Raw genomic sequence first — 13,799 nt, 5'->3', positions numbered from 1 at the left:
GGGAAGCTGGGACCGTGCGCGAAGAAGGAAATATCCGGGTATTCCTGCTGGACGACCATGAAGTGGTCCGGCGGGGGTTCCGCGAGCTGCTGCTGGCCGAACCCGGCGTCGAGATCGTCGGTGAGGCGGCCGACGCGGCCGAGGCGATGACCGCCGTCCAGGACGCCCGGCCCGACGTGGCGCTCCTCGACGTACGGCTGCCGGACGGCTCCGGGGTGGAGGTCTGCCGGGAGATCCGCTCCCGGGACCCGGCGGTGAAGTGCCTGATGCTGACCTCCTTCACGGACGACGAGGCGGTCTTCGACGCGGTCATGGCGGGCGCGTCGGGCTATGTACTGAAGGTGATCAGCGGCGGTGACCTCGTCCGGGCGGTGAAGGAGGTCGCGGCGGGCGAGTCGCTGCTGGAGCCGGGCGCCGGCGCGACGGTGCTGGCGCGGCTGCGCGGCGGCGGGAACCGGACCGCCTCCGATCCCGACCACGATCCGGGCGACCTGACCGAGCAGGAGCTGCGGATCCTGGACCTGATCGGCGACGGCCTCACCGACCGGCAGATCGGCCAGCGGACGCGGCTGGCCGAGAAGACGGTCAGGAAGCACGTGTCGTCGCTGCTGGCGAAGCTCGGAATGACCCGGCACCCACACGCGGCGGCGTACGGGGCGCGGGCGCGGCCGACCGGCGGAGCCGCCGGATCCGACGACGGCGGACCTTGAGGGTCCGGGGGTGCGGAGGTTTGGGGGTGCTGCGGCGCGGAGGAGGGCGGAGGGGGGCGGAGGTCCGGCAGGGCGACGGCGTGCGGCTGGGTGCGGCGGCGCGGCGGGCGCGGAAGTCCGGCGGGACAACGCGTGCGGCGGATCCGGGGAGTGCGCAGGCACGGAGGGGGCGGCGCCGGCAGACGGCGGCGGGGGGCGGGGGCGGCAGCGGGCACGGCGGCAGGAGGTGGCCCCGGTAGCGGCGGGCAGCGCCCGCTCATAGCAGATGTGCGCCGGGCGGCGCTACTCCGTCAGAGGGGGGCAGTCCGGTCATCTACGCTGTGGCGAGTGACGGGCACGGCACCGGCGCCGCCGCCGCTGACGGTTCTGCTGCGCCGCTACGAGGACGCGGGAACCCCCCTGGCCTGCGAACCGGTACCCCGCGGCCTGCTCAACCGGGGCTGGCGGCTGACCACCACCGAGGGCCGCTTCTTCCTCAAGCAGTACATCGCCGCCGACACGGCGGCGCCCGGCGTGATCGCCCGCCAGCACTACGCCACCCGGCGGCTGGCCCAGCTCGGCCTGCCGGTGGCCGCCCCGCTGCCGGACGGCGGCGGCGCCACCGTCACCGAGGCCCACGGCAACGGCTACGCCCTCTTCCCCTGGATCGAGGGCCGCCACCGGGAGGGCACTGATCTGAGCCCCGCCCAGTCCCGTCGGCTCGGCTCCCTGCTCGGCCGGGTACACACCGGCCTGGCCCGGGTGCAGCCGCCGTCGGGTGTCGGCCGACACGCCAGCGCCCACCCCGACCGTACCCACGCCCACATCGACCAGCTGCTCGCGCTGGTCCGCGGCCACCGCCCGTACGACGCCTTCGACGCGCTCGCCGAGCACCGGCTGCTGGAACGCCGCGCGCTGCTGCGCCAGTACGCCCACCGCCGCCCGCCCGCCGCCGAGGGACCGGTCACCGGCTGGGTGCACGGCGACTTCCACCCGCTGAACCTGCTCTACCGCGGCGACGAACCGGCCGCGATCGTCGACTGGGACCGGCTCGGCGTCCTCCCGCGGGCGGAGGAGGCGGTTCGGGCCGCCGCGATCTTCTTCGTCCATCCGGTGACCGGCCGCCTGGACCTGCGCAAGGTCCGCGGCTACGCGCGGGCGTACCGGCGCTGCGCGCGGGTGGCCGCGGCGGAGGTGGCCGCGGCCGTGCACCGGGTGTGGTGGGAGCGGCTCAACGACTTCTGGATGCTGCACTGGCGCTACCAGCGGCGCGACCGCCGCTCCGACCCGCTGTTCCCGGCCGCCTCGGCGCTCGCCGTGTGGTGGACCCAGGAGTACGAGGCGGTGCTGGCCGCCTTCACCTGCTGAGGTGCGGGTGGCTGTCGCCCCCGGGACCCCCGGAATCGCCGCCCGAACTCCCGCCGAGGCCGCCGTCGGTCGTCGGGGGGTCGTCGGGGCTGGTCGGGGGTTCCGTGGGGGGCGCGGTCGGCGGCGCTGTCGTCGGCGGCTTGGTGGAAGGCGCGCTACTGGCCGGTGTCGTCGGCGGCTCGGTGGAGGGCGCGGTACTCGTCGGCGTACTGGTGGTGGCGGTCTCGGTCGGGGTCTCCGTCGGGGTCCGGCTCGGCCCGGTGCTGATCTGGCCGCTGCCGGTCGGCTCGTCGGAGGGCTCGGGGGTCGGCTGCTGCCCGGTGTCCTGGCTGACCGTGGGCGAGGTGGTCTCGGAGGGCTTGCCGCCCGCGCCGTTGCCGTGAGTGGCGGCGAGGAAGACACCGAGGACGATGACCAGCACCGTGACGACCGCGAACAGCGTCGGCTTCAGCCAGCGGTTGCCGCCGGGCGGCGGGGGCGCGCCGTAGCCGTGCACGTCGTCCGGGCCGCCGGTGCCGGAGATCCCGGCCAGCAGCGGCAGGCCCAGCTCCGCGGTGTTGCCGAAGCCGGTCTGCGGGCCGCCCTGGGCGACGACGGTGGGCGCGGTGCCGGGACCGGGCGCGACCGCGCCGATCGCACCGGTGTTCCACCGGCCGCCGGCCCAGCCACCCTGGTCGTTGAGCGCCTGCAGGGCGTACCCGACGACGCCGCGCATCTCCTCGGCGCTCTGGAAGCGGTCCTCGGGCTGCTTGGCAAGCGCCCGCAGCACCAGGCCGTCCAGCTCCGGCGGTACCCGGTGATTGACCTGGGAAGGCGGTCGGGGCAGGTCCTGGACGTGCTGGTAGACCACCGACAGCGGGGTCTCGCCGGTGAAGGGCGGGCGCAGCGCGAGCAGCTCGTAGAGCAGGCAGCCGGTGGCGTAGAGGTCGCTGCGGTTGTCGACGGTCTTGCCGAGCGCCTGCTCGGGGGACAGGTACTGCGGGGTGCCCATGACCATGCCGGTCTGCGTCATGGTGCTGGCGGCTCCGTGCAGCGCCCTGGCGATGCCGAAGTCCATCACCTTGACCTGACCCGTCGATGTGATGATCACATTGGCGGGTTTAATGTCACGGTGCACGATGCCGTGCTGGTGGCTGTAGGCGAGGGCGTCCAGTACCCCGGAGGTGATCAGCAGCGCCTGGTCGACCGGCGGCAGGGTCGGCCCGGTCAGCAGGTCCTTGATGGTGTGGCCCTCGACCAGCTCCATGATGATGTACGGCACGGTGCCGGTGGCGGTGCGGTCCTCACCCGAATCGTAGACGGCGACCACCGCGTGGTGGTTCAGACCCGCCACGGCCTGTGCCTCGCGGGTGAAGCGGGCCTTGGACACCGGGTCCTCGGCCAGGTCGCTGCGCAGCAGCTTCACCGCGACGGTCCGCCCCAGCCGGACGTCCTCGGCGGCGAACACCTCGGCCATGCCGCCGCGGCCGAGCTTCCCGCTCAGCCGGTAGCGCCCCTCGCCCACCATGGAGCCCACGCCCCACTGGCCGGAGTTCTGCGACGCTCCGCTGCCGGCCGTCGTATCGTTCCGGTCGACCATCAGTCCTCGCCGTCGTTCGTCCGTGGGTCGTTCGGCCATGCCCTCTGTCGCGCCACCGTACCGCGTTTTCCCGGACCGGAATCGTCTCCGTCCACAGGCCAGGCCCCGCCCCGCGGCGGGCTCCGCGCCGGACGCCGGACCACCGCGCCGCCGGTCCCCGGCGCCGCCGCGCCGCCAGGACGCGGCCACCGGGCCCGACGGCGTGCGGCCCGCTGGAAGGCCGGCCGGCGGCATCCCCAGGGTGCTCAAGGGTGCCGCCCACCGGTCTCGGTCAGGCGCCTCGGGCGCCGGCACGCCTCGCACGGGAAACGGTTCTTCGTCAGGGGCGCGCGACACCGCAGGTCATGACGGCGGCGGGAACAGGGCGGCCCATCACGTACCCCCCTACAGATACGGGCCGGACCGGGCGCCCTGGTTGGCCTCCTGGTCGTCCTCGTGCGGGAGCACACCGGGCGGCAGTGCGCGGCGCATCTGCTCCAGCTGGGCACGCGCGGCCATCTGCTGGGCGAACAACGCGGTCTGGATACCGTGGAAGAGTCCTTCGAGCCACCCCACCAGCTGCGCCTGGGCGATCCGCAGCTCGGCCTCGCTGGGCACGCTGTCGTCGGTGAACGGCAACGACAGCCGCTCCAGCTCCTCCACAAGCTCCGGCGCGAGTCCGGCCTCCAGCTCCTTCACCGAGCTGGCGTGGATCTCCTTCAGCCGCACCCTGCTCGCCTCGTCCAAAGGCGCCGCCCGCACCTCCTCCAGGAGCTGTTTGATCATGCTGCCGATCCGCATCACCTTCGCCGGCTGCTCGACCATCTCCGTCACCGGGATCTCGCGCCCCGCACGCCCCTCGCCGTCCGCGTCGACAGACCCGCCGAGGGCCATACCGTCCGGTCCGACGACCAAAACCTGCTGATTGTGCGGGCCCTGCGGGCTCTCCGGCGACCGTTCGTTCATCGGCATCTCCATGGGTCCATTGTCTCGCACCCGCTACCGCGGCTCAGCCGGGCGGCCCAATTGGATACAGGTCCGCACGAACCCGTCGACGGGTCCGCGCGGACCCGCGGACGCCGCGGACCGCGGGCCGCCGCCCGGACCGGGCGGCTGCGGCGCCGGGGCCGGCGCTACGACCGGCGGAGCCGGAGCCCCAGGAATCCCAGCCCGAGACCGACCAGCAGCAGCCCGGCGCCGAGCGGCACCACCCGCATCACCCGCCGGGCCGGCTCGTCCGCCGAGGTCGGCGCCGGCCCGGGATCGCGCTGCTCCGCGGAGCCCGTGGGCACCGGCGTGACCGGCGGCTCCCACCCGCCCTCCAGAGGCACGAGCGACGGCACGCGCTCCGGTCCGTATCCGCGCCGCGGCCGTACCACCTGGCCCCCGCCGTACTCCTGCCGCTGCCGCCACGGCCCGGCGGCAGGACCCGGCGCGGGCGGCGGACGCAGCGGCCCGCCACCGGGCCGGGTACGCGGCGGGGACGGCAGTCCCGGCGGGCGCGTGGCGGCGGCCGGCGGGGGCCGCGTCGTCGCGGAGGGCGGCGCGGCGGGGGCGGGGGCGGGAGCGGGGGCGGGGGCGGGAGCGGCCGGGTGCTGCTGCCGCGCCGGTGGCCCGGACGCGGCCGGTCCCGGCCCCCCGGTGGCCCCGTCGTGGCCGTCGCCGTGCACCGCCTCGGGCCCGTGCGGGAGCGCGGCGGCCGGTGGGGGACGGGTGCCGGGGCCTGTCCGCGCGGGGGCCGGGGCGGGTTCCGCGGCAGGAGCCGGCGCGGGGCGGAGGGGCGCGGAAGGGGGCGCGGGGGAAGGGGTGGGCCCGCCGGGCGCCACCGCCGCCGGATCCGCCGCCCCTTGCGACGCACCGGGCGGCGGCACGGGCCGCGCGGCGGCGGCCTCGGCGGGGACGGCCACCGCCACGGCGCCCGCGACGATCAGCAGCGCCCCCGCCCGGACCGCCACCCACCGCCCCGCCGCCGAACGCACACCCATCGCCTTCCGCCGGACCCTGTGTGGGTTCAGCGTCACACACGGCGACATTTCCGGCATCCCGGCCCCCGGAGGCCACCACTTGGCGCACCGCCCCCGAACACCGCCTGAGGGCATCGGGCCGGTCGCGGACCCCCGTCGGGAAGACCACAGCGTCGCCCGACCGCACGGTCGGACCGTCACGCGGCCGACCCACGTCAGACGGTCAGACAGCCGCACGGTCGGACCACCACCCGGTCACCCGGTCAGACGGTCAGACGGTCAGACGGTCAGACGGTCAGCAGCACCTTGCCCACGTGCTCGCTGCTCTCCACCAGCCGGTGCGCGCCGGCCGCGTCCGCCAGCGGAAAGGCCCGGTCGACCACCGGCCGTACCGCACCCGCCTCGATCAGCGGCCACACGTGCTCCCGCACCGCCGCCAGGATCGCCGCCTTCTCGTCCAGCGGCCGGGGCCGCAGCGTGGTCGAGACGACAGCGCCCTGCTTGGACATCAGGGCGCGGAGGTTCAGCTCCGCCTTGGCCCCTCCCTGCATGCCGATCACCACCAGCCGGCCGTTGACCGCCAGCGCGTCCACGTTGCGGGCCAGGTACTTGGCGCCGACCAGGTCCAGGATGACGTCCGCGCCGTGCGCGCCCAGCTCCTCGACGAAGTCCTGCTCGCGGTAGTTGACCAGCACGTCCGCGCCCAGCTCCGCGCAGGCCGCCAGCTTTTTGGCGCTGCCGGCCGTCACCACGACCTTCGCGCCGACCGCCTTGCCCAGCTGGATGGCCATGGTGCCGATGCCGCTGGAGCCGCCGTGCACCAGCAGCGTCTCCCCGGGCCGCAGATGGGCGACCATGAAGACGTTCGACCACACGGTCGCGGTGACCTCGGGAAGCGCGGCGGCCCTGACCGGGTCGACGCCCTTGGGCAGCGGCAGCAGCTGCCCGGACGGCACGACGACCTTCTCGGCGTAGCCGCCGCCCGCGATCAGGGCGCACACCTCGTCGCCGACCGACCAGCCGTCCACCCCCGCGCCGAGCGCGGCGACCCGGCCCGAGCACTCCAGACCGGGGTACGGGGACGCGCCGGGCGGGGGCGCGTAGAAGCCCTGCCGCTGGAGCAGATCGGCCCGGTTCACGGCCGAGGCCACGACATCGACCAGGACTTCGCCCGCGCCGGGTACGGGGTCGGGAACTTCCGCCAGGACCAGCGCCTCGGGGCCGCCCGGCTCGGCAATCGTGATTGCACGCATGCCCCGACGTTAGCCGCCCGGCCACCGGGGTCCCGCACCCACCCGCCCGATCGGCCGCGTCCCCCGCCCTCCGCCGGGCCCGCCGGCCACCCGGCCGGCCCCGGGTCCGGCGCGCTCTGCCCGCCTCCGCCCGCGTCCGGCCGGCGCTACCCGGCCCCGTCCGGCACACCCGCACCCGCACCGCGACCGTCCCGCGGCGGCCCGGCCCCGCGCACCTCACGGGTGATCCGCAGGACCGCCTCCCGCAGCCACCGGTGGGCCGGATCCGTGTCATGGCGTACGTGCCAGGCCATGTCGAGGGTCACCGGCGGCAGGCGGAGCGGGATCGGGTGGACCGTCAGGCCCATCACCCCGGCGATCCGGGCGGCGAAGACGGCGGGCACGATGGCGAGCGCATCCGACTCCAGCGCCAGGAAGCAGGCGGCGCTGAACGTGGGCACGGTGGCCAGGACGTGGCGGCGCAGGCCGAGTTCCGCCAGCCGGTCGTCCACCACGCCGTGGATGCGGCCGCGCCGGGACACGGTGATGTGCGGGACCGCGGCGAACCGCTCGACGCCGAGCGGCTCGGGCGGATCCGCCGGGCCGGGCGGCTCGGGCGGCGCCAACGGTCCGGTCTCCCCCGGCCCGGGCCGCCGCGGTCCGGCCGGCGGCCTCTGCGGCGGATGCGCGCCGGCGCCCGCCGCCGACGGGCGCCCACCGGACCGCAGCACCGCCACCGAGGTGTCCTGGTAGAGGAACGCGCTGTGCACGTCCGCCGGGAGCTCGTGGAACGCGCTGAGGTCGAGGTCGACGCGGTCGCGCAGGTCGGCGGGGTCCTCCTCGCCCTCCGGGAGGATGCGCAGCCTTATCCGGGGCGCCTCGCGTGCCACGTGGGCGGTCAGGGCGGAGCCGAGGACGACCGCGACCCCGTCGTTCGTCCGCAGTGCGAACTCCCTGCTGACCTCGGCGATGTCGACCGGCGGCGGGGGTCGCAGCGCGGCCAGTGCCTGGATGAGGGCGGCCTCGGCCTGCGGGCGCAGTTCGCGGGCGCGCGCGGTGAGGACCAGGCCGCGCCCGGACGGTACGAGCAGCGGGTCGCCGACGACGCGGCGCAGCCTGGCGAGGGTCCGGCTCATCGCCGACGGCGAGACGTTCATCACAGCGGCGGCGCCCGTCACGCTGCCCTCGCGCAACAGCGCGTCGAGGGCGGGCAGCAGATTCATGTCGGGGAGCAGCACGGCACCAGTCTGCCATCGATCACTGACTCGGACGCAATAGTTGTTTGACTACTCGGACCTTGTGATCAATATTTGTCACCCGCGAAGCTGAACACATGATCGAGACCACCCCGCAGCCCCCGCTCACCGGCGGCCGGCAGCGTGCCGTCGCCCTGCTCATCGCCGGCTGCTTCTTCATGGAGAACCTCGACGGGACGATCGTGTCCACCGCCGCACCGCAGATGGGCGCATCGCTCGGGGTGTCGGCGACCGCGATCGGCCTGGTCATCACGGCCTACCTGCTGACCCTCGCGGTACTGATCCCGCTGAGCGGCTGGCTCACCGCCCGCTACGGGGCCCGGCGCGTCTTCCTGTCCGCCATCGTGCTCTTCACGCTGGCCTCCCTGGCCTGTGCGAGCGCCTCCGGCCTCGGCGAACTGGTCGCGCTGCGGGTCGCGCAGGGCGCGGGCGGAGCGATGATGGTGCCGGTCGGACGCCTTGTGGCGCTCTCCGGAGTGGCCACACCGGACATCCCGCGGATCATCTCGTACATCGTGTGGCCCGGGCTGCTCGCGCCGGTGATCGCGCCGCCGCTGGGCGGGGTCGTCACGACGTACGCGAGCTGGCAGTGGCTCTTCCTGATCAACGTCCCGCTGGGGATCGCGGCCTTCGCGGTGGCCTGGCGGCTGATCGGGGGCGGGCCGTCGACCGGGGTCGGGCCACTGGACTGGCAGGGGGTGGTGTGGACCTCGGCGGGGCTGGGCGCGCTGACGTACACCGGGCACCTGCTGTCGCAGGCCGACGGCCCGTGGCGGGAGACCGCGGCGTTCGGGGCGGCCGCCGCGGTGCTGCTCGCGCTGGCGGTACGGCACCTGCTGCGGGCCGAGAACCCGCTGCTGGACCTCGGGACGCTACGGGTGCAGTCCTTCCGGGCGTCGGTGTCGGGCGGGTCGTCGTTCTGGGTGGCGGTGAGCGCGGTGCCGTTCCTGCTGCCGCTGCTGTTCCAGGAGGCGTTCGGCTGGAGCGCGGTCAGGTCGGGCGCGCTGGTGCTGTTCGTGTTCGTCGGCAACATAGGCATCAAGCCGGCCACCGGCCACCTCTTCGGCCGCTTCGGCTACCGGTCGCTGCTGGCGGTCTCCGGGATGGTACTGGCCGGGTCGCTGGTGGGTTGCGCCTTCCTCACCGCCGGCACGCCGCTGTGGCTGATCGCCGCGCTGGCGGTCGTCAGCGGCGCCGCCCGCTCGCTCGGCCTCACCGGCTACTCGACGCTGACCTTCGCGGACATCCCGCAGGAACGCCTGCGGCACGCCAACGCGCTGAGCGCCACCGCCAACCAGATGGCCGCCGGCCTCGGCGTCGCGGTGGCGACGGTCGCGGTCCGCCTGGGCGGCCCCGTCGCCCACGGACTCCTCGGCCGCACCTCACCCGCCCTGTCCTACGGCGTCGCCTTCTGCCTGCTGGCGCCGGCCGCCCTGGTGGCCGCGGTGGGAGCGGTCCGGCTGCGCCCCGGCACAGGCGACGCGCTGCGGGGCGGCGGAGTCCGGACGAGCGGCCGCGCGGGCCGCACCGGCGCGCGGACGACGTGAGAGGGCGGCTGTTCGTGCGAGCGGGACGGGCGTCTCCGAAAAGGTGAGGTGCGCGTCTTCGCAACGGTGGACCGGCGTCCTCTGAGGGCACAACCCGCCGTCTTCGTACGGGTGAAGCGCGCGTCTTCGTACGGGTGACCGCCGCGTCCTCGTACGGGTGGCGGGTGACAGGTGACGGCTCCTCAGGCCGGCGGCGGTCCGGCCGGGCTGTCCCGGCAGATCGCGATCACGTGGTCGGTGGCCCGCAGGGGAGCGGCCTCCGGCTCGTCGTGGTCGAGCAGCCGTTGGCCGCGTTTGACCGAGACGACCAGATCCCGCAGCTCACGCGGCGCCTTGCCGACCTCCGACGGCTCCACCGGGCGTTCGATGAGGTCCAGCCCGCTGCCGTACGTGATCAGGTCGTCCATCACCCGCCCGACGCTGGGGCTGAGCATCGACAGGCCGAGCAGCCGCCCGGCGGCGCCGGAACTGGTGATGACCGCGTCCGCCCCGGACTGCCGCAGCAGCGGCGCGTTCTCCTCCTCGCGTACCGAGGCGACCACGTACGCGCGCTTGTTGAGCTGGCGGGCGGTGAGGGTGACCAGGACCGCGGTGTCGTCCCGCTGCGCGGCGATGACGATCTCCTTGGCCCGTTCCACTTCGGCGCGCAGCAGCACGTCGTTGCGGGTCGCGTCGCCGGTCACGGCAACGAAACCCTCGTCGGTGGCGGCCTGCACCACCTTGGGGTCGGGGTCCACCACGACGATCCGGTTCCGCGGCACCCCGCGCCCGACGAGCGTCCGCGCCGCCGAACGGCCCTTGGTGCCGTATCCCACGATCACCACATGATCACGCAAAGTGCTCCTCCAGCGCTTGAGCCGGTACTGCTCCCGGGTCCGCTCGGTCAGCACCTCCAGGGTGGTGCCGACCAGGATGATCAGGAAGATCACCCGCAGCGGCGTCACCAGGAAGGTGTTGGCCAGCCGGGCACCGGTGCTGTACGGGACGATGTCGCCGTAGCCGGTCGTCGACAGCGTCACCGTCGAGTAATACAGCGCGTCCAGGAACGACACCGAGTCGTCGGCGTTGTCGTGGTAGCCGCCACGGCCGAGGTAGACGATCACGACGGTGATCGCCATGACCAGCAGGGCGAGCGCCAGACGCCGCGCGACCTGGCGCAGCGGCCCGGCGGCGGGGCGGGGGAAGTGCACCCGGTAGGTCCCGGCCGACGCATCCGGCGGCGGCGCCGCGCGACCGGCTGCCGCGTCCCACCCGGGCAGTCTCATCCGCCGCTCCCCCGGGCCGCGCCGAGCAGGCCGGCGTCGAGGACGGCCGTCTCCTGTCCGGCGCGGGCGCCGCCCGGCGGGATCACCGCCATGCCGTCGGCGGCGGCCAGCCCGCGCAGCATCGCCGGGCCGGTGAAGCGCAGCGGCCGGGCCGCCGAGTCGTCGTCGAAGACCACCGGGACGAGCCGGGTGTCCACAGGGTGCCCGGCCACGTCCGCGGTCAGCGGCGCGGCATAGGGCGCCGGCACGGGATGGCCGGCCAGAGTCCGCAGCAGCGGTGCGGCCAGCGTCAGCACCCCGGACACAGCGGCCAGCGGGTTGCCCGGCAGACCGATCAGGAACGGCCCCGGCGGCGCGGTTCCGTTCCTCCTACGGGTCCGGCGCGGCAGTTCGGCGAGCAGCATCGGATGGCCGGGGCGCACCGCCACCCCGTCGACCAGCAGGTGCGCGCCGATGGCGGACAGTACGGGGTGCACGTGGTCCACCGGGCCGCCCGCGGTGCCGCCCGTGGTGACGATCAGATCGGCGGCGCTGCCGGCGATCGTCTCCCGCAGGGCGTCGGCGTCGTCCACCAGGCGCCGCACCGAGGCCACTTCGGCGCCCAGCGCGCGCAGCCACGCGGGCAGCATCGGGCCGAGCGCGTCCCGCACCCGGCCGGGCCGCGGCAGCCCGTGGTCCAGCAGCTCGTCGCCGAGCACCAGCACCTCGACGATCGGCCGGGCGGTCACCGTCAGCTCGTCGTAGCCGGTCGCCGCCGCCAGGCCCAGCACGGCCGGCGTCACCACCGTCCCGGCGGGCAGGAGTTCCTCGCCCCTGCGGCACTCCTGGCCCCGCCGCCGTACCTCCTGGCCGGGCCGCGGCGCGAACCGCGGCTCCCTGACCCGCAGCCACTCGCCGTCGGTACGGTTCTCCGTCCGGCCGTGCTCACTGCGCAGGACGGCGACCGCGCCCGGCGGCAGTACGGCGCCGGTCGCGATACGGGCCGCGTGCCCGTCGGGCAGCCGCTCCGGGGCGGTCCGGCCGGCCAGCAGCCGGCCCTTCAACCGCCAGGGGCCGGGACCGGCCACCGCCCAGCCGTCCATCGCCGAGGAGTCGAACGACGGCAGGTCGGTGAGCGCCGCGAGCCCCTGGGCCAGCGCCGCCCCGAGCGCTTCCTCGCCCAGCGGCCTCACCCGCGGGGCCAGCCGGCGCCCCGCCTGCCGGGCGATCCGCCGGGCCTCGGGCCAGGTCATGTCCGCGGGGGTGTCGGAGGTGTGGGCGTGGGCGTGGTTGCGGACCTGGGTGCCGGGGCGGGGCTCCGCTGGACGGGGGGGCGCCGTACGGGAGGCCGCCGGGCCGTCGGGCACGGGTACGGCGGCGCGGGTCCGGCCGGTCTCCGCGGCGCCGCGGCGCTCGCCCTCCCGTTCGCGTCCATGGGAGGGATGGCGCCCGTCGTCGGCGCCGGAGCTGAAATCCGGGCTGGAATCCGAGCCGATGTCAGAGCCGATACCAGAGCCGAAACCGGGGTCGGCGTCAAGGTCCGGTGCCCGGCGGAGGTCCCGGGCGGGCGGGGGCGGCCCGGCGGGCTCCTCCCAGCCGTGTTGGAGGGCTACGGCCAGCGGGTCCGTGGGCGCCGGGGGAGCGGGCGGCGCCGGGCTCCGCCCGCCGCGGGACGGGACCGGCGGGGCGTCGACGAGCCCGAGCGCCACGGCCAGCGGGTCGTTGGCCGCCGGCCGGGCCCGGTCGGCGCGGCGCGGGTCGTTGGCGAGCGCGAGGGCGTCGTCGAGCGCCCGTTCGGCGGCGTCACCGTCCGAGCCGCTCATCCCGCCGGGTCCGTCTCGCCGCCGGCCTCGGCCCAGCGCAGGGCCAGGGCCGCGGCCCTGCCCGCCGCCTCCCGCACCGCGTCGGGTCCGCCGCCCGCGCCCGCCGCCGCGTACCCCACAAGGAAGGTGGTCAGCGGCGCGGCCGGGCGGGCCACGCCGTGCGCGGCGTCACGGGCCAGGTCGAGCAGGACGCCGGTGTCCACGTCCAGGTCGATGCCCAGTTCGATCTTGGCTGCTGTGATCCATTCGTCCAACACAAGCCCCATGCTCCCCGATCCGTGGTCCGTCGCCGCACAGGCTCACCCCCGCGCCGCGGCGTCCAGCCGGGCCCGTGCCACCGCGACGTCCTCCCAGGTGTCGCAGTCGAACGCCGCCTCCCCGGTCGGGTCGGCGATCCTCCGCAGCACCAGCTCCGCCGTCAGCAGCCGCAGCGGCAACCCGGCCAGGCCGCCGTGCTCGGCGCCCAGCAGGGCGAGTCCGCGCCGCAGCGGCTCGATCCGGTACGCCGCCGCGAGCGGCTGATCCCGTCCTCCGGCATCCGTCAGTACCACTCCTTCCCACTCCGTAGGGTCTTTCTCCCTCCGTTCGGCCGCCTCCGCCGCACCGGTCCGCACCGGGTACGGATCCGCGCTCAGGACGCCGGCCAGCCGGTGCGCGGTCTCCGCCGTGAGGAACGGCAGGTCGGCGGCGAGCACCAGCACCACCTCGGGCAGCCCCCGGACGGCGCAAGCCGGCGCCCCGACGACCCGCTCGCCGGAGGTCGCCCCGCCGGAAGCCGGCGCGGCGGAGGCCAGCACGCCGGCGGTCGGCGCGGCGGAGGCCAGCGCGGTGAGCCCGGCGGCGAGCGCGGGCAGCGGTCCGCCGCCCGGCGGCTCCTCCCCGGCCCACCGGACCGGGCGGGCGGTGGGGCGCCGCGGGCCCACGACGACCGTGCGGTCCGCCCCGGCGCAGGCCGCCAGTACCCGGTCCAGCAGCGTCCGCCCGCCGACCGGTAGCGCGGGCTTGTCGGCTCCCCCGAGCCGCCTGGCCGCGCCGCCCGCCAGCACCACCGCGTCGTAGCTCCTCGTCATGCCCGCGAGTATGCCCCGCCGGCACGGCGACCCGGAGGCCCCGCGCAC

Annotated in this window: 12 protein-coding genes; 3 read left to right on the top strand and 9 right to left on the bottom strand. The window is 75.7% G+C overall.

What is annotated here, in order from left to right; genetic code table 11:
* Positions 1-14: 14 nt before the first annotated feature.
* Positions 15-710: a response regulator transcription factor gene (locus RLT57_RS15185; protein ID WP_311297927.1), complete on the top strand. Its 696-nt coding sequence runs from the start codon at positions 15-17 to the stop codon at positions 708-710.
* Between the two features lie 327 nt (positions 711-1,037).
* Positions 1,038-2,057 carry a phosphotransferase gene (locus tag RLT57_RS15180; protein WP_311297926.1) on the top strand — a complete coding sequence of 340 codons (1,020 nt, stop codon included), beginning with the start codon at positions 1,038-1,040 and terminating at the stop codon, positions 2,055-2,057.
* Here RLT57_RS15180 and RLT57_RS15175 read toward each other — a convergent pair.
* The 5 genes from RLT57_RS15175 to RLT57_RS15155 all read right to left on the bottom strand — a co-directional run bounded on the left by RLT57_RS15175 (position 2,047) and on the right by RLT57_RS15155 (position 8,049).
* A complete protein-coding gene (locus tag RLT57_RS15175; RefSeq protein ID WP_311297925.1) occupies positions 2,047-3,636 on the bottom strand; it encodes a protein kinase domain-containing protein in 1,590 nt (529 codons plus the stop codon). The two genes, RLT57_RS15180 and RLT57_RS15175, sit on opposite strands and share 11 nt — an antisense overlap.
* A gap of 384 nt (positions 3,637-4,020) precedes the next feature.
* A complete protein-coding gene (locus RLT57_RS15170) occupies positions 4,021-4,593 on the bottom strand; it encodes a bacterial proteasome activator family protein (RefSeq protein ID WP_311297924.1) in 573 nt (190 codons plus the stop codon).
* A 155-nt stretch (positions 4,594-4,748) separates the two neighbouring features.
* Positions 4,749-4,958: a hypothetical protein gene (locus RLT57_RS15165; RefSeq protein WP_311297923.1), complete on the bottom strand. Its 210-nt coding sequence runs from the start codon at positions 4,956-4,958 to the stop codon at positions 4,749-4,751.
* Between the two features lie 908 nt (positions 4,959-5,866).
* A complete protein-coding gene (locus RLT57_RS15160) occupies positions 5,867-6,832 on the bottom strand; it encodes an NAD(P)H-quinone oxidoreductase (RefSeq protein ID WP_311297922.1) in 966 nt (321 codons plus the stop codon).
* Positions 6,833-6,978: 146 nt separating this feature from the next.
* On the bottom strand, positions 6,979-8,049 hold the full coding sequence (locus tag RLT57_RS15155) for a LysR family transcriptional regulator (RefSeq protein WP_311297921.1): 1,071 nt from the start codon (positions 8,047-8,049) through the stop codon (positions 6,979-6,981).
* Positions 8,050-8,144: 95 nt separating this feature from the next.
* Here RLT57_RS15155 and RLT57_RS15150 point away from each other — a divergent pair, with 95 nt between their 5' ends.
* Positions 8,145-9,614, top strand: coding sequence for an MFS transporter (locus tag RLT57_RS15150; RefSeq protein ID WP_311297920.1), 1,470 nt, complete (start codon positions 8,145-8,147; stop codon positions 9,612-9,614).
* Between the two features lie 182 nt (positions 9,615-9,796).
* Here the strand turns inward: RLT57_RS15150 and RLT57_RS15145 are convergent, their stop codons facing one another.
* From RLT57_RS15145 to mobA, 4 genes are read right to left on the bottom strand one after another with little or no spacing between them, the layout of a single operon-like run.
* The gene (locus tag RLT57_RS15145) at positions 9,797-10,879 is read right to left on the bottom strand and encodes a potassium channel family protein (protein WP_311297919.1); all 1,083 of its coding nucleotides are present in this window, start codon (positions 10,877-10,879) and stop codon (positions 9,797-9,799) included.
* Positions 10,876-12,681, bottom strand: coding sequence for a molybdopterin molybdotransferase MoeA (locus tag RLT57_RS15140; protein ID WP_311297918.1), 1,806 nt, complete (start codon positions 12,679-12,681; stop codon positions 10,876-10,878). Before RLT57_RS15140 ends, RLT57_RS15145 begins: the two co-directional genes overlap by 4 nt.
* Positions 12,678-12,947: a DUF6457 domain-containing protein gene (locus RLT57_RS33385; protein ID WP_399128713.1), complete on the bottom strand. Its 270-nt coding sequence runs from the start codon at positions 12,945-12,947 to the stop codon at positions 12,678-12,680. The genes RLT57_RS15140 and RLT57_RS33385 overlap by 4 nt, the downstream gene beginning before the upstream one ends.
* 33 nt (positions 12,948-12,980) lie before the next feature.
* Positions 12,981-13,751, bottom strand: a complete 771-nt coding sequence (gene mobA / locus RLT57_RS15135; protein WP_399128711.1) for a molybdenum cofactor guanylyltransferase — start codon at positions 13,749-13,751, stop codon at positions 12,981-12,983.
* Between the last annotated feature and the right edge of the window lie 48 nt (positions 13,752-13,799).

Origin of the sequence: Streptomyces sp. ITFR-21 (assembly GCF_031844685.1) — a bacterium.
Taxonomy (GTDB): domain Bacteria; phylum Actinomycetota; class Actinomycetes; order Streptomycetales; family Streptomycetaceae; genus Actinacidiphila.
Note: the sequence above shows the minus strand (reverse complement) of the source record. Positions and strands in the feature narration are given on the sequence as shown.